The 25,424-nt window shown below is 62.2% G+C and carries 24 protein-coding genes; 15 read left to right on the top strand and 9 right to left on the bottom strand.

All coding sequences use genetic code 11. The annotated features are described in order from the left end of the window. Window positions 1-2 precede the first annotated feature (2 nt). Both ACL58G_RS05920 and ACL58G_RS05925 read left to right on the top strand, forming a co-directional pair. Window positions 3-1,025 (top strand): FAD binding domain-containing protein, encoded by a 1,023-nt coding sequence (locus tag ACL58G_RS05920; RefSeq protein WP_440965703.1) that lies wholly within the window; start codon window positions 3-5, stop codon window positions 1,023-1,025. Then, entirely contained in the window at window positions 1,022-3,241 is a 2,220-nt protein-coding gene (locus tag ACL58G_RS05925; RefSeq protein WP_440965705.1) for a xanthine dehydrogenase family protein molybdopterin-binding subunit, read from the top strand. Before ACL58G_RS05920 ends, ACL58G_RS05925 begins: the two co-directional genes overlap by 4 nt. A 12-nt stretch (window positions 3,242-3,253) precedes the next feature. On the opposite strand, the gene ACL58G_RS05930 is transcribed toward ACL58G_RS05925, so the two are convergent. From ACL58G_RS05930 to ACL58G_RS05955, 6 genes are all read right to left on the bottom strand, one after another. Next, on the bottom strand, window positions 3,254-4,741 hold the full coding sequence (locus tag ACL58G_RS05930) for an efflux transporter outer membrane subunit (RefSeq protein WP_440965707.1): 1,488 nt from the start codon (window positions 4,739-4,741) through the stop codon (window positions 3,254-3,256). Then, window positions 4,738-5,682 carry an efflux RND transporter periplasmic adaptor subunit gene (locus tag ACL58G_RS05935; protein WP_440965709.1) on the bottom strand — a complete coding sequence of 315 codons (945 nt, stop codon included), beginning with the start codon at window positions 5,680-5,682 and terminating at the stop codon, window positions 4,738-4,740. The genes ACL58G_RS05930 and ACL58G_RS05935 overlap by 4 nt, the downstream gene beginning before the upstream one ends. 7 nt (window positions 5,683-5,689) lie before the next feature. After that, a complete protein-coding gene (locus tag ACL58G_RS05940; RefSeq protein ID WP_025511664.1) occupies window positions 5,690-5,896 on the bottom strand; it encodes a DUF1656 domain-containing protein in 207 nt (68 codons plus the stop codon). A gap of 11 nt (window positions 5,897-5,907) precedes the next feature. Beyond that, entirely contained in the window at window positions 5,908-7,944 is a 2,037-nt protein-coding gene (locus tag ACL58G_RS05945; protein ID WP_440965711.1) for an FUSC family protein, read from the bottom strand. Between the two features lie 2 nt (window positions 7,945-7,946). Continuing rightward, the gene (locus ACL58G_RS05950) at window positions 7,947-8,399 is read right to left on the bottom strand and encodes a MarR family winged helix-turn-helix transcriptional regulator (protein ID WP_413381301.1); all 453 of its coding nucleotides are present in this window, start codon (window positions 8,397-8,399) and stop codon (window positions 7,947-7,949) included. A gap of 156 nt (window positions 8,400-8,555) precedes the next feature. Beyond that, on the bottom strand, window positions 8,556-9,188 hold the full coding sequence (locus ACL58G_RS05955; protein ID WP_440965713.1) for an HAD hydrolase-like protein: 633 nt from the start codon (window positions 9,186-9,188) through the stop codon (window positions 8,556-8,558). Window positions 9,189-9,338: 150 nt separating this feature from the next. Here ACL58G_RS05955 and ACL58G_RS05960 point away from each other — a divergent pair, with 150 nt between their 5' ends. The 12 genes from ACL58G_RS05960 to ACL58G_RS06015 all read left to right on the top strand — a co-directional run bounded on the left by ACL58G_RS05960 (window position 9,339) and on the right by ACL58G_RS06015 (window position 19,308). Beyond that, the gene (locus tag ACL58G_RS05960; protein WP_440965715.1) at window positions 9,339-10,550 is read left to right on the top strand and encodes an extracellular catalytic domain type 2 short-chain-length polyhydroxyalkanoate depolymerase; all 1,212 of its coding nucleotides are present in this window, start codon (window positions 9,339-9,341) and stop codon (window positions 10,548-10,550) included. A gap of 102 nt (window positions 10,551-10,652) precedes the next feature. Next, complete coding sequence (locus ACL58G_RS05965) at window positions 10,653-11,144, top strand: Hcp family type VI secretion system effector (RefSeq protein WP_440965717.1); 492 nt, start codon at window positions 10,653-10,655, stop codon at window positions 11,142-11,144. 14 nt (window positions 11,145-11,158) lie between these two features. Next, window positions 11,159-11,632 carry a penicillin-insensitive murein endopeptidase gene (locus ACL58G_RS05970; RefSeq protein ID WP_440965719.1) on the top strand — a complete coding sequence of 158 codons (474 nt, stop codon included), beginning with the start codon at window positions 11,159-11,161 and terminating at the stop codon, window positions 11,630-11,632. Continuing rightward, on the top strand, window positions 11,629-12,000 hold the full coding sequence (locus ACL58G_RS05975; protein WP_440965721.1) for a hypothetical protein: 372 nt from the start codon (window positions 11,629-11,631) through the stop codon (window positions 11,998-12,000). Before ACL58G_RS05970 ends, ACL58G_RS05975 begins: the two co-directional genes overlap by 4 nt. 314 nt (window positions 12,001-12,314) lie before the next feature. After that, window positions 12,315-13,406: an acyltransferase family protein gene (locus tag ACL58G_RS05980; RefSeq protein ID WP_440965723.1), complete on the top strand. Its 1,092-nt coding sequence runs from the start codon at window positions 12,315-12,317 to the stop codon at window positions 13,404-13,406. A 76-nt stretch (window positions 13,407-13,482) separates the two neighbouring features. Next, window positions 13,483-14,040: an HNH endonuclease gene (locus ACL58G_RS05985; RefSeq protein WP_440965724.1), complete on the top strand. Its 558-nt coding sequence runs from the start codon at window positions 13,483-13,485 to the stop codon at window positions 14,038-14,040. Further along, window positions 14,025-14,591 (top strand): HNH endonuclease, encoded by a 567-nt coding sequence (locus ACL58G_RS05990; protein WP_440965725.1) that lies wholly within the window; start codon window positions 14,025-14,027, stop codon window positions 14,589-14,591. The genes ACL58G_RS05985 and ACL58G_RS05990 overlap by 16 nt, the downstream gene beginning before the upstream one ends. A gap of 310 nt (window positions 14,592-14,901) precedes the next feature. After that, window positions 14,902-15,477, top strand: coding sequence for a PAAR domain-containing protein (locus ACL58G_RS05995; RefSeq protein ID WP_440965727.1), 576 nt, complete (start codon window positions 14,902-14,904; stop codon window positions 15,475-15,477). After that, window positions 15,474-16,055 (top strand): VRR-NUC domain-containing protein, encoded by a 582-nt coding sequence (locus ACL58G_RS06000; RefSeq protein WP_440965729.1) that lies wholly within the window; start codon window positions 15,474-15,476, stop codon window positions 16,053-16,055. The genes ACL58G_RS05995 and ACL58G_RS06000 overlap by 4 nt, the downstream gene beginning before the upstream one ends. Window positions 16,056-16,122: 67 nt before the next feature. Next, complete coding sequence (gene istA / locus ACL58G_RS06005) at window positions 16,123-17,202, top strand: IS21 family transposase (RefSeq protein ID WP_440962794.1); 1,080 nt, start codon at window positions 16,123-16,125, stop codon at window positions 17,200-17,202. Further along, complete coding sequence (istB, locus tag ACL58G_RS06010) at window positions 17,199-17,984, top strand: IS21-like element helper ATPase IstB (protein ID WP_413382469.1); 786 nt, start codon at window positions 17,199-17,201, stop codon at window positions 17,982-17,984. The genes istA and istB overlap by 4 nt, the downstream gene beginning before the upstream one ends. Window positions 17,985-18,249: 265 nt before the next feature. Beyond that, window positions 18,250-19,308: a type VI immunity family protein gene (locus tag ACL58G_RS06015; protein WP_440965731.1), complete on the top strand. Its 1,059-nt coding sequence runs from the start codon at window positions 18,250-18,252 to the stop codon at window positions 19,306-19,308. 142 nt (window positions 19,309-19,450) lie between these two features. Here ACL58G_RS06015 and ACL58G_RS06020 read toward each other — a convergent pair whose 3' ends face one another. The 3 genes from ACL58G_RS06020 to ACL58G_RS06030 are packed head-to-tail and all read right to left on the bottom strand — an operon-like array spanning window position 19,451 to window position 24,980. Continuing rightward, window positions 19,451-20,134 (bottom strand): hypothetical protein, encoded by a 684-nt coding sequence (locus ACL58G_RS06020; protein WP_440965733.1) that lies wholly within the window; start codon window positions 20,132-20,134, stop codon window positions 19,451-19,453. Further along, on the bottom strand, window positions 20,131-23,532 hold the full coding sequence (locus ACL58G_RS06025; RefSeq protein ID WP_440965735.1) for a VPA1269 family protein: 3,402 nt from the start codon (window positions 23,530-23,532) through the stop codon (window positions 20,131-20,133). The genes ACL58G_RS06020 and ACL58G_RS06025 overlap by 4 nt, the downstream gene beginning before the upstream one ends. Then, window positions 23,529-24,980, bottom strand: coding sequence for a tyrosine-type recombinase/integrase (locus ACL58G_RS06030; RefSeq protein WP_440965737.1), 1,452 nt, complete (start codon window positions 24,978-24,980; stop codon window positions 23,529-23,531). Before ACL58G_RS06030 ends, ACL58G_RS06025 begins: the two co-directional genes overlap by 4 nt. Before the next feature lie 266 nt (window positions 24,981-25,246). Between ACL58G_RS06030 and ACL58G_RS06035 the strand changes: the two genes are divergently transcribed. Next, window positions 25,247-25,390: a hypothetical protein gene (locus ACL58G_RS06035; RefSeq protein WP_440965739.1), complete on the top strand. Its 144-nt coding sequence runs from the start codon at window positions 25,247-25,249 to the stop codon at window positions 25,388-25,390. Window positions 25,391-25,424 lie beyond the last annotated feature (34 nt).

Below are 25,424 nucleotides of genomic sequence, written 5' to 3' on the forward strand. Positions count from 1 at the left end.
GCATGCAATCGATCTTCTACGACCGTGCCAGGGATGTGAATCACGCGCTCGAGCTCGCGCGCCAGCCGGGTGCGAAATACATCGGCGGCGGCACCAACCTGCTCGACCTGTACAAGAGCGGCATCGAGAAACCCGTCCGCCTGATCGACGTGAGCCGGCTGGCGCTGGCCGGCATCGACGAGCTGCCGGGCGGCGGCCTGCGCATCGGTGCCATGGCCAGCAACACGGCGGCCGGGAATCATCCGCTCGTGCGCCAGCGCTACCGCCTGCTGTCGGAGGCGCTGCTGAACGGCGCGTCGCCCCAGCTGCGCAACATGGCGACCGTGGGCGGCAACCTGCTGCAGCGCACGCGCTGTTATTACTTCACCGATCCAACCTTCCCCCACTGTAACAAGCGCGATCCCGGCTCGGGTTGCGACGCCATCGACGGCCACAACCGCATCCACGCGATCCTGGGCGCGAGCCCGCACTGCATCGCGACCAATCCGTCCGACATGAGCGTTGCCCTTGTCGCGCTCGACGCGGTCATCCACCTGCAGGGGCCGGACGGCGCGCGGCAGGTGCCCGTCGCCGAGTTCCACCGGCTGCCGGAAGACCGCCCGCAGGACGACACGGTGATCCGCCCTGGCGAACTGATCACGGCGGTGGAATTGCCGCCGACGCCGTTTTCCCGGCATGCGCACTACCTGAAGGTACGCGACCGCGCCAGCTATGCGTTCGCGCTCGTGTCGGTGGCGGCGGCCGTCGACGTGGACGGCGACATCATTCGCGACCTGCGCATCGTGCTGGGCGGCGTGGCCCATAAACCCTGGCGGGCGCTGGGTGCGGAACAGAGATTGCGCGGCCAGTCGCTGGGCGCGCTCACGGACGACGTGCTGGGCAAGGTCGGGGCGGATGCCGTCGCCGGCGCGCAACCGCATGCGCACAACGCGTTCAAGGTCGAACTGGCGCGGCGCGCGGTCGCGCGGGCGCTGCGGATCGCGACGGGCAGTCAGGCCACGGGCGAGATGGGAGGCATGGCATGACGATCACGGGCGCACCCATCAATCGCGTCGACGCCTGGGCCAAAGTCAGCGGCGCGGCGCGCTATTCGGCCGAGCATCCGGTCGACAACGTGGCCCATGCGGTCCTCGTCACGAGCACGATTCCCAGCGGACGCGTGCTCTCCATCGACGACAGCGTGGCCCGCGAGGTGCCGGGCGTGCTGCTCGTGCTGACCCCGGCGAACGCCATGCGGCTTCCTCCCAACATGAAGGACGGCAAGCTCCAGCCGCCGATCGGGCGCAGGCTGACCCTGCTGCAGGAAGACGACGTCTACTACAACAACCAGCCGATCGCCGTCGTCGTGGCCGACACGTTCGAGCGCGCACGCGAGGCGGGCGCCCGGCTGCGCATCGAGTACGAACGCAAGCCGGCCGTGCTCGACTTCGAGCAGGCCAAGGCGTCCGTGCATCCGCCGGAAAAAGTGTTGACGGAAGAGACCGACACGAAGCGCGGCGATTTGCAGGCGGGGCTGCTGGCCGGTAGCGCGCGGATAGCCGTCACCTACACGACGCCCATCGAAAACCACAATCCGCTCGAAACGCATGCGACGATCGCGCAGTGGGACGGCGACCGCCTCACCTTGTACGACTCGACGCAATACATGAAGGGCGTGCAGCGCATCGTCGCCAGCATCTTCGACATCCCGCCGGAGAACGTCACGGCGATCTGTCCGTACGTGGGCGGCGGCTTCGGCTCGAAGGGTTCCGTGTGGTCGCACGTGGTGCTCGCCGCGATGGCCGCGAAGCAGTTGGGGCGTCCCGTGAAACTGTCGCTGGACCGCAACCAGATGTTCGGCCCGGTCGGCACCCGCCCGAACACCGAGCAGCGCATGCGCATGGCGGCGCTGTCGGACGGCCGCATGACGGCATCCAGCCACGATACGATCGCCTACACGTCGATGATCGAGGACTGGATCGAGCCGTGCGGCCTCGTCACGCGCATGATGTACGAAAGCCCGAACCAGGAAACGTCGCACCGGCTGGCACGGATGAATCTCGGCACGCCCACGTTCATGCGCGCGCCAGGGGAAGCGACGGGCTCGTACGCCCAGGATTGCGCGATCGACGAGCTGGCCTACGAGCTGCACATGGACCCGCTCGACCTGCGCCTGAAAAACTACACGGAGCGCGATCCCGGCAAGGATTTGCCGTTTTCCAGTAAATCGCTGCGCCAATGCTACGAGATCGGCGCGGAGCGCTTCGGCTGGCGCGACCGCAACCCGCAACCGCGCTCGATGCGGCAGGGGAACAAGCTCGTCGGATGGGGCATGGCGACGGCGAGTTATCCGACGAACCGTTCGGCGGCGGAATGCTCCGCGACCTTGACGCCGGACGGCACCGCGCTGTTCCGCTCCGGTACGCAGGACCTCGGCACCGGCACCTACACCGTGATGACGCAGGTGGCGGCGGATGCGCTCGGCGTGCCCGTCGACCGCGTGCGTTTCGAGCTGGGCAATTCGCAGATGCCCGAAGCGCCCGTCTCGGGCGGATCGACGACGGTCGCCAGCGTGGCGCCGGCCGTGCAGGCGGCGGGGAAGGCGTTGCGCCTGAAGCTGCTCGGCATTGCTGCGGCCGATGAACGCTCGCCATTGTTCGGCGCGACGGCCGACCAGGTGGGCGTGGATTCGACGTCGGATGGCGGCGAGCTCTATCTGCTGGCCGATCCGGCGCGGCGTGTAGCGATGCAGGCCATCGCCGCACGCCACGGCGGTCCCGTGGAGGTGACGGCGAAGGCCGAGCCCGGCGACGAGAAGCAAAAGTATTCGATGCACGCGTTCGGCGCCGTGTTCGTCGAGGTGACGGTGGACGAGGACCTGGGCGAGATCCGCGTGCCGCGCGTCGTGGGCGTCTATGGCGTCGGCAAGCTGATGAACGAAAAGACGGGCTACAGCCAGCTGATGGGCGGCATCGTCTGGGGCATCGGCCTGGCGCTGTTCGAAGAGACGCTGATCGACAAGCGCGCAGGCCGCGCGGTGAACGGCAACCTGGCCGAGTACCACGTCCCGACGAATGCCGACATCCAGGCGATCGACGTGCAGATCGTCGACGAGGACGACCCGCACGTGAACCCGCTGGGCGCCAAGGGCATCGGCGAGATCGGCATCACGGGCGTGGGCGCCGCCATCGCGAATGCCGTGTTCCACGCGACGGGCAAGCGGGTGCGGGATCTGCCGATCACGCTCGATAAATTGTTGTGAACGCCAGGCGCGTCACTCCTTGTGATGCGCCTGCGCGACATGCTCGCCGCCATGCTGCGCGTGCGTGTTTTCCCATCCGCCGCCCAGCGCCAGGAACAGTTGCACCTGATCCGCCGCCAGCTGCGCGTCGGATGCCGCGAGGATGCTCTCGGCGCTGGCCAGCGTGCGGTCCGCGTCGAGCTGGGACAGGAAGTCCGTGCGGCCGAACTGGTACAGCCTGGCCGACTGGCGCGACGCCAGCGCGCTCTGGTCGCGTGCGGCGCGCAGGGCGGCGTTGCGGTCGAGCTCGCGGGCGTAGACGGTCAGCGCGCTTTCCGTCTCGCGCAATGCGTTCAGCACGACCGAGTCGAAACGGGCCAGCGCACCGGCCGTGCTGGCCTTGGCCTGCGCGATGTGCGAGCGGGCGGAGCTGGTCGCCGGCAGGCTCCACGAGATCAGCGGGCCGAGGCTGAACTTCCACGTGTTCGCATCGTTGAACTGGTTCATCATGCCGATCATGCCGACCGACGCGCCTAGGTTGATGTTCGGGTACAGCTCGGCCGTCGCGACGCCGATGCGCGCGGTGGCGCCGGCCAGTTGGCGCTCGGCCTGGCGCACGTCGGGGCGGCGGCGCAGCAGGGCGGCACCGTCGCCGACGGGGATCGTCGCGGCCACGCGTGGCGGCGTCGAACATTGCGCGACCTCGGCCGGGAACTGGCTCGGGACTTCACCTGTCAAAACAGCCAGACGGTACAGCGCCGTGCGGCGGCGCGCTTCCAGCGGCGGCAGGTTGGCGCGCAACTGGTCGAGCTGGGCTTGTGCACGGGTGGTGTCGATGGCGATGCCGCGGCCGCGCTTGACGCGTTCGGCCGTGAGGTTCACGAACTTCCGCTGCAGATCGACGGAATCCTGCGCCACTTTCAGCTGGTAGCCGGCCGAACACGCTTCCGCATAGGCGCGGGTCGTGTCGGCCGCGACGATCACGTGCGTGAGGTCGCTGGCCGCCTGCGCGGCTTCGACGTCCGCTTCCGACGCTTCGACGGCGCGGCGGATGCGGCCCCACAGGTCGAGCGTGTAGCCGATCTTGACGTCGGCGTCGTACAGGCCGTCGGTAGGCAGTTGTTCCGGGATGCCCAGCTGGGCGCCGGCGATCCGGCCGTATTGCGGGGCGGCGCTCATCTCGACTTCGGGGCGCTTCTTTTCCTCGACCTCTTCCAGCACGCCATGCGCGCGTTGCAGGTTGGCGGCGGCCACGCGCAGGTCGGCATTGTTGGCGAAGGCCTTGGCGACCAGCTTGTCGAGCAGCGGGTCCTGGTACAGGCGCCACCAGTCGGCCGGGAGCGGTTCGGATTTGAAGGACTGCTCGGCCGCGCCCATGAACGGGGCGTTGGCCGCGTCGCGCTTGATCACGGCCTCTTTCGGCACGTGGTAGTCGGGGCCCACCGTCGTGCAGGCGGCGAGCGCGGCCGCCAGCAGCGACAGCGTGAAGACTTTCTTGACGGAGGATCGGTAGCGGTTCATGACGATTTATGCGTGGTAGTCGCGGCGGGAACGGCAGCCACTGCCTTGGCCGCAGGCTTGGCCGAAGGTTTGGCCAAAGCCGGCAACACCTTCACCGTCGCCGTCTGCCCGGCGACGAGGCGCACGGTGGCCGGCACCTGGTCGATGGCGATCCGCACCGGCACGCGCTGCGCGAGGCGGACCCAGTTGAAGGTCGGGTTCACGTTCGGCAGCATGTTGGCGCCCGTGCTGCGGTCGCGGTCGGTGATGCCTTCGGCGAAGCTCTCCACGTGGCCGCGGATCGGCTGGCGCGTGCCCATCACCGTCACGTCGACCTGGTCGCCGAGCTGGATGCCGGGCAGCTTGGTCTCTTCGAAATAGCCTTCGACGTAGAACGAGCCGCTGTCGACGACGGCCATCACCGGATGCCCCGCCGTGGCGTACGCGCCTTCGCGCAGGTCGAGGTTCGTCACGATGCCGTTCACGCTGGAGACGACGCGCGTGCGTTCGAGGTTCAGCTTGGCGGTGTCGCGGTTGACGATGGCTTGGGCCAGCGTGGCGCGGGCCTGGTCGGTGCGGGTCTGCCCTTGTTCCCGCGTTTCCTGCGACACGAGGTCGTCGAGCTGGGTGTTACGCTGGTTCTCGCGCAGCGCCTGGGCCAGCGCGGCCTGGGCTGCCGTCACCTGGGCTTCGCTCTGGCGCAAGGCGAGTTCGAAACGGGCGCGGTCGATGTCGAACAGTGCCTCGCCGGCCTTCACCTGCTGGTTGTCGTGCACGTAGACCTTGGTCACCTGGCCCGTCACGTCGGGCGCGACCTGCACGACATAGGCTTTCACGCGGCCGTCGCGCGTCCAGGGCTCGACCTCGTAATGGCGCCACAGCTGCCAGCCCGCGTAGACCGCGCCCGCGGTCACCGCCGCCGTGATTGTTACCCGGCCAATTGTCGACAAAATAGTTTTCATAGCCATCTCAGGACCAGTTGCGTGTGTAATACGTCAGTGCGCCGAGCACGATGACGAACAGGGAAAAATCGAACAGGGCCGGGTGCCAGACGACGCGATAAAAGCCCGTCTTCGCCAGGACCAGGTTGATGAGCCGCGAGACCACCAGTGCCGCCAGCGTGAGCAGCAGGAGCGGAGGAACGTAGAGGCCGTAGATGCTGACTTCGCCGATCATCGGATCTCCTTTCAGATTGCAGTTGCAAGCGACGGCTGATATGCCGCCGCCTTGGGAAACAGGTCGCGCCGCATGCCGGTGAGGGCAGCGAGCGCCTCGCGCTGGGCCGCGTCGCGTTCGCCGGCGCAGATGGCGCGCAGGGCGTTGTCGAGCGTGTCCAGCAGGCTGCGTTCGCAGCCGGCGTCGACCCTGGGGCGCAGCGCGAAATGGCGCGACAGCTGCTTCATCAGCGGGCCAACGGCCGCTTCGCCGCGGCCCAGCCGGGCGCGCACGCTTTGCAACAGGGTCATGTTCAGGCCGATGCGCAGGTCGCGCAGGGCGTCGACGGCCTGCAGGTCCTGGTCCTTGCCGGCCAATGCCAGGCGCGGGGTCAGCTGGCCCACGCGGTCGACCATCCTGGCCGAGAATTCCGGCAGCGACGGCACGCGCTCGCCTTTGCCCATGCGCGACAGCTCGCTCCACCCGGCCTTGAGCAGGCGGCGCGCCGTCCAGCCGGCGCCCACGCGGCGGAACACGCTCGTCGTGACGGCGGCCGCGATGTAGCCGACCACCTGCGCCAGCGTGCTGTTCACGAAGGACACCATGTCGGCGTTGTGCGTGTCGACCATGGCCAGCGTGCCACAGATCGCGAACAGGAAGGGCATCGCGCGCCCGAACGTCGAGGGACGCGCGAGGAAGACGCCCAGCGCGAGGAAGGTCGGGGCGCACGCGAGCACGAGCGACTCGAAGTTGTGCACGGCCGGCAGGATGCCCAGCAGGTACAGGGCCGACAGCGGGATCGCGTAGATCGAGTACCACATGAAGGTCTTGATGAACGGGACCGGGTCGTCCTGCGTGGAGAAGAAACAGCACAGCACGGCCGTCATCATCGGGGCGGCGGGGCCGGCCGGCCAGCCGGTCAGGATCCAGAACGCGCAGCAGGCCAGCACGGCGACCGCGGCGGCGAAGGCGGACAGCGCGGCCATGCCGCGGTCCAGGTGCAGCGCGCTCACCGGCACGCCCGGCAGGTGGCGTACGGCCTCGGGCAGGCGCCCGTGCACGCCCGCGTCGATGTGCTGGCGCAGCGCGCGCGTCTCGATGCAGATCTCGATCAGGCGCCGCAGCCGCGCGGCCAGGTTCACTTCGATCATGCCGGTCCAGCCCAGCGTCTCGTCGACCTTCGGTTCAAGGGCGTCGATGCGCTGGCGCAGCGCGGCGCCCTGCGCATCGATGGCCACGTCCTTCGGGCTCCCGGTGAGGGCGACGACGTCGCGCAGCAGCGCGTGCCACCGTTCCGATACCTCGGTGGCGCCCAGGTCGCGCAACGCCGTCAGGCGGTCTTCGACGCCGGAGACGATCGGCACGAACGCGGCCAGGCGTTCCTGCAGCGCATTGACCGCCTTCTCCGTCCAGCGCAGGTGCGATGTGTCGAACGGCAGGTGCGTGGTCATCAGGCGCATTTCCGTGATGTCGCCCGCGAGCTTGCGCCGGTCGCCGGCACTGCGCGCGTCGCCGGCCGGGTTCAGGGCGTCGCGGATCCAGTGCTGGGCGTCGCGCACGGCATTGTCCAGGCGCGCCACCAGCATCGGACCGAACGGCTGCGGCAGCACGAGGCTGTGCACGACGGTGGCGCACGTGATGCCGAGCAGGATCTCCTCCACGCGCGCGAGGGCGATGTCGAAGATGGCGGCCGGCTCATTGACGGCGGGGAAGGCGATGAGGCCGGCCGTATAGCCGCCCAGCATCAGCATGTACGAGCGCGGCGTGCGGTCGAGCAGCGACACATACAAGCAGCCGGCGATCCACAGCGCCAGCGCCAGCGACAGCAGTTCGGGCGAGTTGATCAGCCGCGGCACGAGGAACGTGACGACGATGGCGCCCAGCACCGTGCCGCCCGCGCGATACAGCCCCTTGGAGCGGACGGGGCCGGCGAACGGCGCGGCGCAGATATAGGCCGTCATCATGGCCCAAAACGGTCGCGGCAGTCCGATGCGCATCGATACATAGACCGAGAGCATCGCTGCCGCGAATGACTTGACGGAGAACAGGATCTCCGACCGGGTTGGCATGTTCACGCACCCTGGATGGTGGCGATGGCCGTCGGCAGGCCGGACAGGACGCGCAGCGTGGCCTCGACATCGGCCGCATCGAACTGCCCGAACAGCTTGCGGCGGAAGGGCGTCAGCGCCTGGTCCATCTGGTGGGCGGTCTTGAGGCCCTCGTCGGTCAGGCGCAGGATCTTGGCGCGGCGGTCCTGCGGATCTTCATGGCGCTCGACGAGGCCCGATCCGATCAGGTGGTCGACGACGCGCACGAGCGACGACGCTTCCAGGCTCAGCGTCTCGGCCAGGATGCCCGGCCGCACGCCGTTCTCGCCGAAGCGGTGGATGACCAGCACCGGCAGCCCGGTCGCCTGGGACAGGCCGAAGTCGGATGCGACCTTGTCGGCAGCGGCACGGTAGGCGCGCGACGCGTGGGTCAGCGCGGCGGTGAGACTGCTCAGGGTCTGGTCGGTGAGTCGCATGTTGATCCTTGTAAATACTTTTCTTGTTCACTGTTGATATGCGAAAGTTTAGCATGCGAACTATTTACATGCAACGTAGCGTGGGCACGCTGTGCCCAGGCGTAACGTTTGCGTGATGCCTGCCTTCGCGCGGCACGAGGTGCCCGCCCTGCTTGCTTATGGAGACGGTGCGATCCGGCATAACGCCGCCGGTGTCACGAATTCAGTGGCGCACGCCTCCGCGCGCAGCGCTTCGATCGTGGCAATGCCCCAGTGGACGGCGCCGAACGCCACGCCGGCTTTTTGCGCCGCCTCCGCATCCGTCGCCTGGTCGCCGATGTAGATGGCATCCGCCGGCGCCACGCCGCAGGCCTTGAGCACGGCCCGGATGCGGCTTGCCTTGCCGAACACGGACATGCCGCATTCGAAGCGCCGGATCAGCGCCGCCAGCTCGGGTCCCAGCACCGCGCGCACGTTGTGCTCGGCATTCGACGAGACGACGGCGAGTACCACGCCCCGGTCGTGCAGGTGGCGCAGCGCGTCCGCGATGCCGTCGAACAAAGGAATCGCGTGGGCGCTGGCGCGCATCATCGTGACGAAGGTCTTCGACGCGAGCGGCAGCTTCCAGGCCGGCATGCCGACGTGGTCCATCATCTGGCGCACGTGGAGGTGGCGCAGTTCGTCCGCGCGCGCGACGTCGATACGGCGAAAGCCGTGCTGGTCGGCGATCGTGTTGAAGACGGTGAGGACGAAGGGAAACGAGTCGGCGAGCGTGCCGTCGAAATCGAACATGGCGAGGCGATAGGTCATGCGCACATGGTACACGCCGCGTGCTTCCGCTCCGGATGCATCGTTTTTGCACAGCCGCCTGATCGCAAGCGCACATCGCTTTGCGCTTGCACATCGGTCTGCCTCATCTAAGCTGATCCGGGTCAAACCTATAAAACAATCGGAGACAGTATGACCATCCTGATCAGGGCAAGGCAGCTTGCCGGCATCCTCATTGGTTTTCTCGGCACGAGCGCCTTCGCGGCGGTCGTCGCTTTACCGAAGTACAACGTCAGCGTGAACGACGTGTCGGTCTCCGGTTTTTCGTCCGGCGCCCACATGGCGGCGCAGATGCATTTCGCGTATTCGAAAACGGTGAAAAAGGGCGCAGGCATCATCGCCGGCGGGCCGGTCTACTGCTCGCAGGGGAACGTCGCGATCTCGGTCGGTCCGTGCATGGCGAATACCGGCTCGCGCAATCTGCCGTATTTGATGTCGGTGGTGAATACGTGGTCGGGCAATGGCTATATCGACCCGACCAGCAATATGGCCGCATCGAAGGCCTATCTGCTGTCGGGAACGATCGATTCCACGGTCCGCCAACCCGTGATGGACGACCTCAGGACGATGTACGGTTCGTATCTCCCGGCCGCCAATATCTATTACAAGAACAATCTCGCGGCCGAGCATTCGATCCCGACGGATTTCTTCGGCAACGGCTGCGCCATCAACGGCAGCCCGTACGTCGACAACTGCAACTTCGATACCGCGGGCGAGATCCTGAAATGGATTTATGGGCCACTGAATCCGAAGAACACGGGTGTGCTGTCCGGCAGCTTCATCAACTTCGACCAGTCCGTTTTCTGGGGCAATTTCAATCCGAATTTTTATAGCATGGCCAACAGCGGCTACGCCTACGTGCCGGCCAGCTGTGCCGCGGGTCAATCCTGCCGGCTGCACGTGGCATTCCACGGCTGCCTGCAAAGCGCGTCCGTCGTCGGCACGGCGTTTTACCAGAATGCCGGCTATAACCGCTGGGCCGATACGAACAACATGATCGTGCTGTATCCGCAAACGATCGTTACCGCGAACAATCCCGGCGGATGCTGGGACTGGTGGGGCTATGAGGACGTGAATTTCCCGGCCAAGAGCGGCGGGCAAATGGTCGCCATCAAGACCATGATCGACAAGATCGTCAGCGGCAACGCGGCGGCGCCGTTCACGTGCAGTCACTGGTATGCCAGCAATGTGTCGCACGTGTCGGCCGGCCGGGCGTACATCGGGGCGGATGGGCAGGTGTATGCGAAGAATTCGAACCAGTATCTGGGGTATTACATGGTCGCCGCCTATACGGATGTGAGGCAGACGTCGGCGGGGTATTACGCGTATGGCAGTTGTTCGTGACCAGCTCCTTGATTGACCAAGCGCATCGAGCCTGCCGAGCTTGGGTGAATACTTCAGCTTTTCATCGCAGAAGTGATTCACCCTCTAACTCGGAGATGATCCATGGCAATCGACGTATATCTGCAAATCGACGTCATCAAAGGAGAGTCGCAGGATTCCACCCACCAGGGATGGATCGAACTGACGTCAGCCCAATGGGGTGTTTTGCAGCCCAAGTCAGCGACAGCATCAACTGCCGGGGGCCACACTGCCGAACGCTGCGAGCACCGCAGCATTACGGTAACGAAGCTGGCCGACCTGGCTTCGCCGCTGCTGATGCAGACTTGTTCGGCTGGGAAAACGATCCCGAAAGCCAAGCTTGAATTCATGCGTGCCGATAGCGACGGCAAGCCGGTGAAGTACTACGAGGTCGAACTGGAAAAAGTATTGATTGGCAGCGTGAACCAAGCCGCTCATGAAGGCGGCATTCTCCAGGATTCCGTGTCCCTCAAGTTTTCGAAGGTCAAATGGAAGTACACCCAGCAGAAGATCAGCGGGGGTGCCGGCGGAAATACTGCCGGAGGCTGGGATCTGGCAGCCAACCGCATCATGTGAGCGGAGGGCTCACCATGCTCGAAGTCCATCCGAAGGATTCGCGCGGCTACTTCATGCTCCCACAAACTCCCGAAGATGCCGGCTACTATGTGTATGGGACGCCGGATCAGGGAGGCGGGCAGTATGCTCATCCTGTAATGATGACTCTCCTTTTGTTCATCGAGCGCGAGTGGCAGGCGATCGATCGCCGGAAGTTCGGTGTCGGGAACATTAGCCTGCCAGGCGGTGGGAAATTCAAACCTCACGACTCGCACAAGGATGGCCTTCAAGTGGACGTCCGGCCTTTGCGAAAAGACGGTGCCCATGTGCCCGTAAAATACTTTCAAGAGGGGTATGACAGGGGCGCTACGGAACGGCTCATCGGTCTTTTTCAAGCTCACCCGGCCGTGATCAAGGTGTACTTCAATGACTTGAGTATCCCTGGCGTACAACCGTTGAAGGATCACGACAATCACTTCCATGTCGCACTACGTGTGGGTACAGCATGAAGAACACCGTGGCAATTTTAGGAGCAACGGCATTGGTTTCCTTGGCATATGCTGCGGAACAAGTCCACCGGCCGGCGCCGTATCGGCCGTTCAAGGGGGAGTACACCATTTATTCAGGCGACCTGGATGATCAGCAGGCACCTACCAAAGAGGACCGCAAGCTGTCATTCATCATCGAAGGCCAGCCGGCGAAGGAGATATTCAATGCGATGCCTCCAGATGACAAGCAAACCTGTAGCGGGAAGAAGGGCGCGCGAAGCCGGAGCAAAGAGAAGGTCTGGTGCACGTTCGACCCGGCAGATGGATATACCTGTTATTTCGGGTTTGACTTAAGGACTGGCAAGAGCATCGTCGGCGGTATTTGCTGACGGTTACGACGTCCAAGGTGAAAGTTATATCTGCTGCTTCTTGGACAGTTTAGTTGCTTTGCATGGCTTAAAGCGCAAGCAAAACGCCCATTCAGCCATTATTTTTACGATTAATTTGCATCTTTATGTAACAGGCTTTACGAGGTGTAAAGCGTGGTCCCGCACAATTCAGCTCGGCTATGATGGCCGCCCGCTCAGCTGTTTCCGCAACATTGTTGCTTAATTAATGCTGAGCAACACTGAAATGGCTGGGCTCACACATGAAAGATCCGGGAGTGTCTGGACCGAACGCGACGGTCCAAAAACAGTTTGGTTTGATCAACCTTTTGAAAGCCGGTGCGGCGCAACTGATCGTCTTGCACCACCTGGCGTTCTACGGCCCGATGGCCGACGCCGCGCGGCCGCTGATGCCGCCGATTATCGACTGGCTCGACCAGTACGGCCGCATCGCCGTCCAGGCCTTCCTCGTCATCAGCGGGTTCCTCGTCGCGAAATCGCTGTCGCCGTCCGGCATGCCGGGCATCGGCAATCCGCTGGGCACGATCTGGCGCCGCTACATCAAGCTGGCGCCGCCGTTCATCGTGGCCATGTTCCTGGCGATCGGCGCGTCCGCGCTCGCGCGCACGTGGATGGTCCACGATTCGATCTCGGCCCCGCCGAACATGTCCCAGCTGGCCGCGCACGTCCTGCTGCTGCACAGCGTGCTGGGCTATGAATCGCTGTCCGCCGGCGCCTGGTATGTCGCGATCGATTTCCAGCTGTATGCGCTGATCACTTGCCTGCTGTGGTTGGGCGGACGCATCGCCGGCAACCGCTCCATGCCCTGGCTGATGCCCCTGCTGGTCACGCTGGGCGTGAGCATCTCGCTGCTGTACTTTAACCGCGACGCCGATTTCGACGTGTGGGCGTCTTACTTTTTCGGCAGCTACGGCCTGGGCATCCTCGCGTGGTGGGCGAGCGACCCGCGCCGGCCGTTCATGGCGACGTTCTCCCTGCTGTTGATGATGGTCGTGCCGGCCGTGCTGGCGCTGGAACTGGATTTCCGGATCCGCATCGCGGTGGCGTCCGTCGTGGCCTCCTTCTTGTGCCTGTACGGCCGCACGCGGCTGGGCACGTATGCGAGCTCGGGATGGTCGCTCATCAATTACCTGGGCAAGATTTCATATTCGATTTTTCTCGTCCACTTTCCGGTTTGCCTGATCGTGAATGCGGCATTCACGCGCTTCGTTCCGGATGATGCTTATCTGCAAGGCGCAGGGGTCGTGTGGGCGTGGGCGGCCAGCGTGGCGTCCGGGGCGGTGTTTTATCATTGGGTCGAAGCGCCGCTGGGCCGCTTCCTGGCCGGGCTGGCGAAGCCGGTGACGGTGCCGACGTTCGGCACCAAGCCCGTGAGATTGCGGGGCTGACGCCGAAGTCAGCGCACGATTGCTGACTTTTATTTGTGTTCAAGCTACGCTGTCACTACGGAATGAAGGTGACACGATGAACACGCAAATCCTGGCACTCGATATTGCAGGTAACCCTTTCGACTGGATTGCGCCCGAGGACGCCATCCTGTACTACGCACTCGGCAAAGTGGCCTGGGAACTGGGCGGCCGCGAATTCGTTTTCCGCGGCGGCTATTCCAAGTCGGGCGTGCAGTCGAAAATCGCGGTCAAGCCGATCATTGCCATCGCCGGCAGCGAAATCATGACGCGCATGTTCAGGACCGGCCTGCCGCTGACGCACCAGAACGATCTACTGTTCAAGCGCGACCGCTACACCTGCGCCTATTGCGGCAACCGCTTCGCGCACAAGGAACTGTCGCGCGACCATATCCTGCCGAGGTCGCGCGGCGGCCAGGACACGTGGATGAATTGCGTGACCGCATGCAAGTTCTCCCCACCAAAACCCTTACCAGTCCATCATGATATTAACCAACGCCGCGTGTATCGGAGAGTTTATGGTCGGCCGAATGTAGTAACCCTTACTACTTCCACCTTACCAGTTGTCCGGCACAGGCATTTTTGCCAAAAGGACGACCGATGCAACAGATTCTGATGCTCGACAACGGCGGTCGCCCGTGCGAATGGGTTCCGCCGGACAAAGCTTTTTCATTGAAGCGCCGGGGGGCAATTGCCTGGGGTGTAGGAGAGGACCTCGAATTTCATGCGGGCGTCTCCAAACAAACTGGCGAACCTTCGATTCTTCGTGTTCCGCCCATCATCTCCGTTCGCAACCAGACGTTTTCCGGGCGCGTGTTATTTTGCAATACAACACTGTTCGCGCGCGACCAGCACATCTGTTGTTATTGTGGATTGAGGTTCCCCCGGAGCATGCTGACGAGGGAGCACATCCACCCCAAGTCAAAAGGAGGCGGAACGAATTGGCTTAACTGCGCCGCTGCGTGCAAAACATGCAATAGCCGCAAAGGTGACAAGCTTTTGTCCGAATCCGGCATGGAGCTGGTCTACCTGCCATATGTCCCGAACACTGCGGAGGCCTTACTCCTGTCTGGGCGAAGCATTATCTCAGACCAGATGGAGTTTCTGAAGGCATGCCTACCTAGCGGCTCACGTGTCTGCCTGCCATGGTCTGAAGAACGGTTCTAGGGTGCTGAGCGGCCATCAGACCGCGGGTGGCATCAGACCCTAGACTCGGTAATGCCGCAGGTTTTCTCGGCCAGGCTTACCGCACCTCTGCCCGCCTCAAAACTTGAAGTCAGGGTAAGCCTGCCAACGCCTTGAAGGGCCGCCCTTGGCATGTCCAAAGCGGACTATGCGGAACTCATGGCCGTCAGGAGTCTGCGCGGCTTTTCAGACCACTCGACCACACAAAATATTGGATTCAGAAAAGTCGCAAATGCAACATCGATGTGAAAATTTACTTCAAGACAAGTAACAAGTCATCGCGGAGGAATTCTTGAAGCCCATCATCGTTATCGGCGACAAAACGAGTCACGGCGGGACCGTCATCACCTGTTCTCAATCCTCAGATACCGACGGGAAGGGTTGGGCTCGGGTTGGCGACATGGTTTCGTGCCCGAGATGCAAGGGCGTGTATCCCATCGTGGAAGGGGACGCAGGCTTTCTTGACGACGGCCACGCTGTCGCCTACGACGGGTGCAAAACAGCATGTGGTGCTGTGTTGGTCGCCAGCCAGCAAATGACCCTTACGGAGCCCGTGAACGGCAGCGCATCTGGTGCCGTGTCCGACGCTATCGGTACATCGCTGCAGGGCTTCGGCGTCGTGGCCAAGGGGCTCGCAAGCCGCTACCAAGATGAGCCCGCCACGTCAGGCCAAGAGCGCTTTCGCGGGCGGTTCCAACTCGTCGACGCCATCACTGGAGCTCCAATGCGCAACCAGGCGGTGCGCGTCAGGTCCACCGGTGGGCAATACATCACGGGCACTACCGACGCAGACGGCTACACGACATGGGTCGAGCGTGACGCGCGCGAAGCGCTGGCGTTCGATTTGATTCAGAAAGATGACGCATGACGGGCCCTACTGCTCCGCCGCCGGGCGAACGGCCGCCGATGGCGGTTGGGGACATGTCTCCGGAAGGTTCCACGACCGTCGTGCCCTTCAAGCCGCCTGAGCTCGACCCAGTCGACAAGAAAGTCCTCTGCTCGGCGATGTGCCAGTGCCAGACACAGCCGAATATCGGTGCTGACGGGCGCCGGCTGAAGCAAGAGTGTGTCTCCGGCCGACTCAAAGCGCTCGACGAGACGCTCAAGCACACGAGTCCTTACAAGGCCGAGTACACCTACGACATGACGAAGCGCCCGCCACAACCGTTCCTCGACAAGGAGGTTGCAACGAAGGGCCGGGAGCTTTGGCCCGGCTGGACGAAGACGCTATGGCCCAAAGACCCGACGCGCCCGCAGCCGTATGTCGCCGGTCGCGGCTATACCCGCCGCCCGGATGTGGTCATCGTCAAGGACCCTTCAAAGCCGCCCACGCAGGACAACATCAAGCAAGTGGTGGAGATGAAGTTCCCCGACGACCAATATCGGTTAGGCCAGCGCCAGGCCTACATCAAAATTGCCGGTGACCGCTGTCAGCAGCGGTTGTAAACTGATACAGGCAGCGATTGAAAACTGATACACCGATTTGAGAAGATGGCCGCTTTGCGGAGCGGCCTTGAAACCCAAAGAGGTGTACGTGGAAGTCAAGCTACTGAAGAAGCATGGGTTGAGCCTTCGGCAGATTGCCGCTGAAGTCGGCTGCGCAGTGAACACGGTGCGCCGGCATCTGGCTCTGGAGGCCGTGCCGAAGTACGAGCGCAAGGTCAAGCGCCAGACGAAGCTGGCGCAATTCGAGCGGTATCTGAGGGATCGGCAGCAGGCCGCCCAGCCCGATACGATTCCAGCCACGGTGCTGTACCGTGAGATCGCAGCGCGCGGCTACGAAGGCGGCATGAGCCAGCTGCGCGCCTTCATGCGCACGCTGCGCCCGACGCCGCCGGTAGATCCGGTGGTGCGTTTCGAGACGGCGATGGGCGAGCAGCTGCAGGTGGACTGGGTCGAGTTCCGCAAGGGCAGCGCGCCGCTGTATGCATTTTGCGCCACGCTCGGCTTTAGCCGGGCCAGCTATGTGGAGTTCGTCAGCAACATGAAGGTGGAAACCCTGATCGCTTGCCACGAGCGCGCTTTCGCTGCCTTCGGTGGCGTGACGCGGCGGGTCCTGTACGACAACATGAAGACGGTGGTACTGGAGCGCGACGCTTACGGCGAAGGCGAGCACCGCTTCCATGCCGGCTTCCTGGACTATGCCAGGCATAGCGGCTTTGTGATCAAGCTGTGCCAGCCGTACCGTGCCAAGACCAAGGGCAAGGTCGAACGCTTCAACGGTTATCTGCGCCGTTCGTTCTACGTGCCGCTGGTGAGCCGGCTGGCGCAGAGCGGCCAGAAGCTTGATGTCGTAACGGCCAACGTGGAAGTGGCTCACTGGTTGCAAGAAGTGGCCAATGCACGCATCCACGGCACCACCGGGGAGCCGCCAGCCGCGGCGTTGAAGCGGGAGTCGGAGCACCTGCAGCCACTGCCAGCACCGTGGCGGGCAGACATTGCGGCAGCCCGGCCGCAACCGGCAGTAACGGCGCCTGCGGCACCACGGCCGGCGGCAGTGGTGGAGCGGATCGCGCAACCTTCTCCGGTACAGCATCCGCTGCAGGTCTACGACGCGCTGCTGATGCGGGTATCGGAAGGAGTGGTGGCATGAATCTGCAGCATGAGCGGATCGCGGCGCTGTGCGAGAGCCTGAACCTGCCGTTCGTGGCGCAGGGCTACAGCGCCGCAACCCAGAAGGCAGCCAAGCAGGGAACGGCCTACAGCGACTTCCTGGAAGGCTTGCTGAGGGAGGAAGTAGCTGGACGCAATGTGCGCAAGCAAAGCACGCTGACCCGGCTGGCCGGATTCCCGGCAGTGAAGACGCTGGATGAGTTCAACTACGACTTTGCCAAGGGCGTCAAACGCAGCCAGGTCGAGGAGTTGGCCGGCCTGGGCTTCGTCGAACGGCATGAAAACGTGGTACTGGTCGGCCCCAGCGGCGTGGGCAAGACGCACTTGGCAATGGCCCTCGGTTACAAGGCCACGCAGGCCGGCATCAAGACGCGCTTCACGACGGCAGCCGACCTGTTGCTGGCGTTGACGACGGCGCACACGCAGAACAATCTGAAGGCGGTGATGCACCGCGCGATCAAGGCATATCGGCTCCTGATCATCGACGAGATCGGCTACTTGCCGATGAACCGGGAACAGGCCAATTTGTTCTTCCAGGTGATCGCGGCCATGTACGAGCGCAGCAGCCTGGTCGTGACCAGCAACCTGCCGTTCGGGCAATGGGACACGACCTTCGCGCAGGACACGACGCTGACTGCGGCCCTGCTCGACCGGTTGCTGCACCATGCGCATATCGTGCCGATTGCAGGGGAAAGCTATCGCTTGAAACACCAGCGACAGGCCGGAATGATGAGGGGGAACGACGTTGCAGAACTGGGCTGAACACGGACGGTGTTCGGCGACGGCGGTGTATCAGTTTTAAATCGCTGGCATGACGAAATCTGTATCAGTTTTCAATCGCCGTTGACAACCGCAACAAGATGGTGCCGTTAGACCTCAAGCAATGCGACTGTGACCGTCCCGAGCCAAAGGCGACGAAGGTGCCCGTTGAACAATTGGGGCCCGCAGCTGCAGCTGCAGGCATAATTTACATGATTGTGACGAAGCGGCCGCCACCAGGCGGCGTGCCGGCATTCTAAGGACTGACATGAATGATTTACCGTTCGACCCTATCGAGCTGATGCGCACGAACCCTGGGGCTATGAACGTTCCTGGCGGACTGCTCACGAAGCAGGGACCGCAAAACTATGTGGGCTGTGTGCCCGCCATCGCCGCCACGCTCTTTTTCACGGACGCGCACCTGCCCGCTGTGCGCGAGGCCATCAATGAGTGTTTCGCGGTATATCAAGCAGCAGTGAACCCTAAGCTGACCTGGCTCTTGCGTGAAGACCCGCCGGAGGGGCCCGACAAAATGGCAATCGAGCAGGCAAAGCCGCTCAAGGTTATGCTGTCAAGGCTGGACCCGGACGATGCAGTGAGCTTTTACTACACCAGCGGCAAACTGGTGCACGACGCCGGACCTTGGGAATTTCAGGTCTATGGGCTTCCCGCATGGAACGCGAAGATGGGCGACTGGGGCCTGTGCGGCATGCGATTTTCTGTACCGCTCCTGTTTGTCGAGGAGCACGCAGCCGCCTTCCAGGAACTCTTCGTTGACTGCGCGCGACGTCTGCGTGCGGTCCATGGCTATGCGGGCCACAGCCTGAATCTGTCAGCCCTGCGCTATGACGAGAACCAGGCGTTCGAGGCGTTCCTCTGTTCGAAGTTGCGCGGCTTCGATGCTGGCAATCTGATTGCCGGCGCCGCCAACGCGCATCTGGGCATCAAAACCATTGGCTGGCTGACGGCTATTAACAGGGAATACCTGGAGAAGGTGGGCGGTGAGTCGACCGTCCGGTCCGAGCTGCCGATGGATTGGTTCCGCCTGTTCGATTACGGCGCGGGCGTCGTTATCCAGGCTGGCCCTCGGCCGGATGCGGCGCCGGCGGACGAGCCTCCCCCAGCGCGGATGGTGCTACCGAACATGCTCCTGCAGCCCGTCCGGACGCCTGACGTACAGCTCCACTACGCCTCTTCTGAGAGTGAACCTCGGCTGATAGGCTGGGCCGCCGACCAGTGGCTCAAGCGATTCGACGTACCGCCCGAGCAGCTGATGGCCTACAAGGCGCAGTTGCTCAAGGAGCCAAAGATTCCTTCCAGTCGGTAGAGCCGCCTCTGCTGGACGGTCGCTCGGTTCGCCGCGACTTGAGGCCCAAATAGCAAATCAAACGAAGAGCCCTCTGTGGTAGCGTCTTGTACACCTTGGCGGCCCGGAAGCATACGTAATACAGGCTGGCTCTAGGGGCTCCTTAGGCTGACCCGTACCTTAGCTTCCACTCGTCCTCTCGCAGACCACAAGCCTGCCGGAGAGTGGAAAGCTCGCGAGGGTCCAGAATCGCCTTGTGGTTGATGGTCAGTCGTCCACGCATTTCCACGTACTGCCGCTCATGAATCAGGTGGTCCATGAGCTTCAGCAGGGCACCGCTGAGTTCGTCGCTTGCCGGCGCCGCACTGGGTGGTCGAGCCGCAATTAACGGTTGGCCCTTCGTGGCGCGCGAGAGTGCAGTGTCGATGTCGGCCCCGGGCGACAGGTTCTTCAGCAGGTGGCGCAGCGCCGTGTTCTCCTTTTGGAGCCACCGGGCAGTGCTTTCCTTGTCTCGAATCTGTGCGGCCAGAACCGGGTCGGAAATGCGTTCCGCAAGGTCTTGCTCACGCCCAGGTGACTGAGGCAGCGCCGCTGCCTGCTCAGTTATGCGCAGCTTGACGTACTCGCCCAGCTGCGAGCCCTTGTTGCTGATGGTCGAATAGGCTGGCCCGTGCTCTCCACCGCGCCGAACCACCTCTGCGGCCGTAATGATTACCCGGTCGCGCTCCATCTGGTCACATACTTCCTTGATAATTCGGATGTTCTCACGGCGCCCGCTGTTCCGGGAGTCTAAGATTTCCTCGTAAAGGACATCGGATGCTCGACGTTTTTCCTTGGTCGCAGTCATGCGGGTTCTCCGAGTGTGATGGGTTCGCGCGGGGTAAGCACGAAGGATTTGTTGTGACTGTGGGCAAGCATGGTCGTGATGTCCTCTCGCAAGCCGGGGACCATTGTCAGGTCCAGGCTCCCTTCAAGTAGAGCCTCGGCGCTCTCCGGAGGCAAGGCTCCCATCATTAGTTCGACGGCCAGGTTCGCGGCCGTAAGCCGCTGCTGGTCCGACAGCTTGAAGAACGTCGCGGTCAGGTCTCGCTCGTTGTTAATCGCCAGGAACTTGCCCACTGCAATCTCGATGTCCTGGCGGGCACCAGTCTGCTCAAGGCTGAACTCAGGCAGTATCTCGGCGCAAGTGGACAGAAAGTGCTTCAGCTCAAGCGACGTCGCTTGGTTAAAGCCGAAGCGAATATCAGCCTCGGACGCCTTCGACATTAGCACGACTGGCCTGGCGCTACCTGGCACGCCGTCGAGCGGCTCTGCACGTTGGGCCGTTCGGTAGGCTTCAAGTTTGGCCACCGACGCCTCGTAAAATCGCATCCGATGCCACCATTCGGTCAGCATGTCGTTGAGCTGCCGTTCTTCGATTTCCGCCTGGCCGCGCAAGAGGTCGGCTTGCCGGGTATCGTCGGCGTCTTCGGCATCCATTACGCGGTCGCGCAAGGCGGTGAGGTTCTGAATTTTGTTTCGAATTTTGAGGATGAGCTGGTTGCCCTCGATGGCCTGGCCGAGCAGGAACGCCGGGCCAGTAAGCCAAAACCGGCATTGTGGGCATGAGGGCCCTCTGTCGCCAACAGGCACCGGAACCATCCGCATCGTTTCATCGAGCCCGCCTTCCGAGCAGCGTGCCCCCGGGCAGATTCCGGACTGCCGCAACAGTATCAATCCCTTGTTCTCGTTCAGAGCATCGAACCCGTTGTAAAGGTCTCGATGGTCCGGATGAGGAAGCAGATACGGCTTCAAGTCCGCGAGTTCTTCCTGTGTAAAATCTGGCAGCGGACCTGCTCCGCTGCCGACGCCGGCGCGGGCCTGCATCAGGTAGTTCCGTACCGCACCTGGTGCGGGCTTGTCGTACCAGAGGGTCATGATGTATGTCGCATGTCCGGCCACGTACTCAGAAACGATGTTGAGCGGTACACCTCGGTCGAGTAGGTCCGTAATTCCGGAGACTCGAAGGGAGTGGATGTCGAAAAGAGCTTTGGGATAGCGCTCGCTTTCAGTCCCAGGCCGAACCAGCGTTATCCGGCCTCCGTTAACGACCCCGTCGTTGTAGCGTCGCTGCGTCTCAAGACAGAGCGCTCCCCACAATTTGAGAAGCTTCTGCTTCGAGACAGGTAAGGATGCGGCAACCTTTTGTTCCGCAGCCGGGTCCCGGAACAGGCAGTAGAACTTCGGTTCACGCTCCACCCATTCGATGGGCGTGTTGCGATGGCCTTGGGCCTCACTAATGCCGTGTGTATGCGGATGAGCCGCATATCGCGTAATGAACTCACGTTGGTAACGCAAATGCCGTAGGAGGTCTTCACTGACCCATGGAACGGCATATCCCTGGTCGCTCGTCTTATTGGTCGAAATCCAGAGTCCCGCGATGTCCGTGATGCCACGCATGCCAGAAGCCATGGTCTGCAATACACCTTCCTTTCGGCGAGGGTCCAGCTTGCCGTCGATAGGAAGTTGGTGCGGATTCGGCACCATGCGACCTGAGTCGAAATCGAAAATTTCGGCATCGCCCTCGCCTGAATCAAGAAGCCGTCCTTGCAGGCTGCGCAAGGGCACAGAGAGCAGTGTGTAGAGCAAGATTGTCGCGCTCGGGCACCAAACTCGCTCGATTACGCCGGTATCGTCATTAACCAAAGTCGCCCAGTCGTTCGGCAGTGCGGTCTTGGCCCACTCGTAATCGTCCGCCACCAGGATGTTGCGCATCATCTCCATGATGTCGCTGCCGATGGCCTTTCGATGGCTACCTGCCTTGTACTTCACCACAAACCGGTCGAACCGCATATCAACGGGATTCGGGAACCAGGCTTTGTCGACCGCATCGGCCGAGCTGGCACGCGACGAGTCCCGCACAAAGTCAAAAAAGCTACCCAGCAAGGCAAGGCGGCCATTCCGCGTCTCAGCAGTCGCCTCGCCGGACTTCAGATGGTTGCGATAGGTCGCACCCTCATCGTCGTAATCGTTAATCAGGTCTCGAGGTGTTGACTCTGGTGAAGCCGGGGGACTGGGATGGCCAACCAGGAACTTCGCAAACTCGGTGCAAGTCAGCCGCCGCAGCCCGCCTTGGCTGTCTTCGGTTGCCGCTACAAAGGACTCAAACGCGGTCGCCCATTTGTCCCATTTCTGGTCGAGGTCTCGCAGGTACTGGAACGAAGCGAATTCCGCTACGGTGACATTCTTGCGCGGTGGCATAACCTCCCGCACCAGGTAACCCTTCTCGGCTTTGCTGTTATGGATTTTGATGAGCGCGTTGTAGGTACGCCGCGCCATGCCAATGTTTTGGAAAACCATCGGCCGTTCCGTCTCTGCCATGACAGCCATGCATGCTTCAAACAGCTCGCGACTGCACTGGCGGATGTCGCGAAAGGTCGAGGCTATTACCAAATTACGGAAGTGAATGGCGAACTTCGCGTGGGTGGTTCGCTCCACAGGGACCGCTTCCAACGCGGCAAGGATGTCCGCAATCTCGGCTGGCCGGTACGGCTCGATAAAGAACCGGCCGACATTTTCCCGGTGACTCAGGACATAGTGCTCCTGAAGCCCGGAGCTATGGTGGATGAAGGGAAATAGTATCCACTGGCGAGCCATCGCCATGCCGAGCAGTTCAAACGCCCTGGCTTGATGCTGTTCGGTTGGAGGCGTACCAAGCCGGTAGTCTACGCCCTTCAGGAAGCTGAACAGATTGTCAATCAGTTTTCCGAAAAAGGTCAGCGCATCCGGAGCATCCTCCAGAATCGACATGAAGTAGCGGTAGCCAGTTACATCTTCGATAGGCTGGTCGCGGTATAACGCAAGCATCTCCGCAATGGACTTGGGCTTATGAGCGCTCAGCCGGCCCCGTTGTTCTTCGATGGACGCGCCCGCCAGTTTTGAAAGGATGCCTGCCTTCGTCGTAGCGCCGGCCGTATCCCGCAGGACATGGGCGGGCAGCCAGGCGCGATTGCTTGAATGGACAATGAATGCGCGAATGGTTTGCGTTGCAGAGGTCGCCGGCGAGCCCAGCTGATTGAGAAAGTCCCAGTGGGCGTCGAGCCGAAAACGCGCGTGCTCCTCTACAAGCGCCTGAATTTCGGAGAGAGCCGGGTTCGCAATGAGCCGGAACTGCTGCTTGTTGGGATTGAACAAGACCGGTGCAACGCGCGCATCAGGGCCTGGAAAGCTAAGCGGCGCGTCAACTATCAGGTGGTCATAGGTCATCGGAGGGGTCTTTGAAGGTTTCTCGTGTCCAGCATGCCGAAACGAGTCGAGTCAAGTCGCCAAGCTTCGGGAATCGGCTCAATGCTTTGGCCAGCAAACGATTGAGCAATGGCTTCGCGCTCTTCCGGAGTAATGCTCACGCGGCCATCAAGCTTGGCCTGGATTTGCGCATCGGCCAGCGCCTTTGCTGCGGTCTCGGGTGAAATATGTGCGTACACTGCCGTCGACGAAGGCTGGGCGTGCCCCATCCATTTCTGGATAAGCAGCAGGTCTGCCCGCAATACGTCGGCGCAATAAAAGCCGTAGTAGTGACGTAGGGAGTGGGGCCCGTATCCCTCAAGCGAAACGCCGTACTTCTTTTCGAGCCGGCGGCAAGCCAAGCTGAACTGCTTTTCTACCGCCCGGATGGTGAGCGGCTCGCCGTCCAGTGCGACAAAGTAGTACGGGTGAGGTCGTCGTGGGACTTTGCTGCGGACTTCGTGCAGGTAGGCTCGGTGCAGAGTCAAAAGGTAGCTTTCGACTTCGCGGATAAAGTACACCTCCGAGCTCATACGAGCCTCGTCGTCGAATTTCATCCCTTTCCATCCTGCGGCAGAGGGCTGCGCCCCATGCTCGGTCCGAGGTAACAGCTGGAACATGTTGCGCAGGTATTCGACTCGGGAACCCTTGACCGTTGCCCCAGTCGCGGACGTCCACTTCATCGGCGACTGAGAAGGGTGGCGCAGGACTACACCAACGCTCAGGCCACGTGCTTCAACGTCACCGACGAAGAGGTGCAGCATCTCCGAAAGTCGACGGCCTCCGAAAGCCATCAAGGAGAACAGGAGCTTGTCACGAATATTCTTCGTGTGCTCAATCAACGGAACCACGAGGTCGGGCGGAAACGGTTTGTAGTGCCTGAGCCCGGTGACGATGCGCTTGCGGCCACGCGCCTTCTTGCGACCTCGTTTCTTCGTATGAAACAGGAGGCTCTTTTCGGCATGGGTTGCGTTCTGCCAAGCATCCCGGCAGGCGGCAATAAAGCGAAGCTCGTGCGTCGGCCAATCAACACTGGGGTTGTCGAGGAGGAATTTGACGTACTCGAAGACTGCGCTGCGTGTCTGCAAATAGTCGTGATTGCTCGCTGGTCGCCAGTTCAGAATCGTACCGTGGTCGATGGCGAACAGGAAATCTTCGAGAAGACTTTTCATGCCATCAGGCGTGAGCATCTCGCCACCGCGCTCACAGAGGTAGAAGTCCCGGAGCTTGCCGATGGCGATGACTGCCTTCCGGAGTTTATCGTAACTGTAGACGCCTTCACGCTGGAGGTAACGGGCGAACTTGGCCACGCTGACCGTAATCTTCGGGTGCTCAGGGTCATCTAGTTCTACTAGAACTGGAAGGGTTTTAGCATCCGGGGCTTGGATTCCAAGATGAATAACGGTGTGGGTCCTTCTCAACGCTTCCATTTCACCTACACCTAATAGACCTTAGAAAATTCGACTGGGCAACATTATATAGTAATCTAGTTGGTAGGTGTATCGTTAAAGGACGGCGTGAAACACCCGCCGCATGGATTGTCGACAGGAGGCGCTCGCCTCTTGCTGCATATGGACTGCCGGGGCATCTACGTAGATAACCCTGCCATAGTGGTAATCGGAGAATCGGTGAAGTAGTGAACTACCCGTGGTAGGGATAATGCAAGCGCTGCAACCAGGAGAAGGGCAATCTGCTGGTGGAGCAATTCCGGCCGCTGATCTACGTGCCGTATGTTCCCTGCCGCGCGGAGCATTACCTGCTGAGCGGCCGGAATATCCTCGCCGATCAGCATGATTATCTGGCGGCGCAACTGCCCAAGCACAGCCGGTTGTTGAATTGACGGTGCTGTATTGATTGTTTGATATGCAATTTCG

Origin of the sequence: Massilia sp. GER05, assembly GCF_052056005.1 — a bacterium.
In the GTDB taxonomy this organism is placed as follows: Bacteria; Pseudomonadota; Gammaproteobacteria; order Burkholderiales; family Burkholderiaceae_D; genus Telluria; species Telluria orientalis.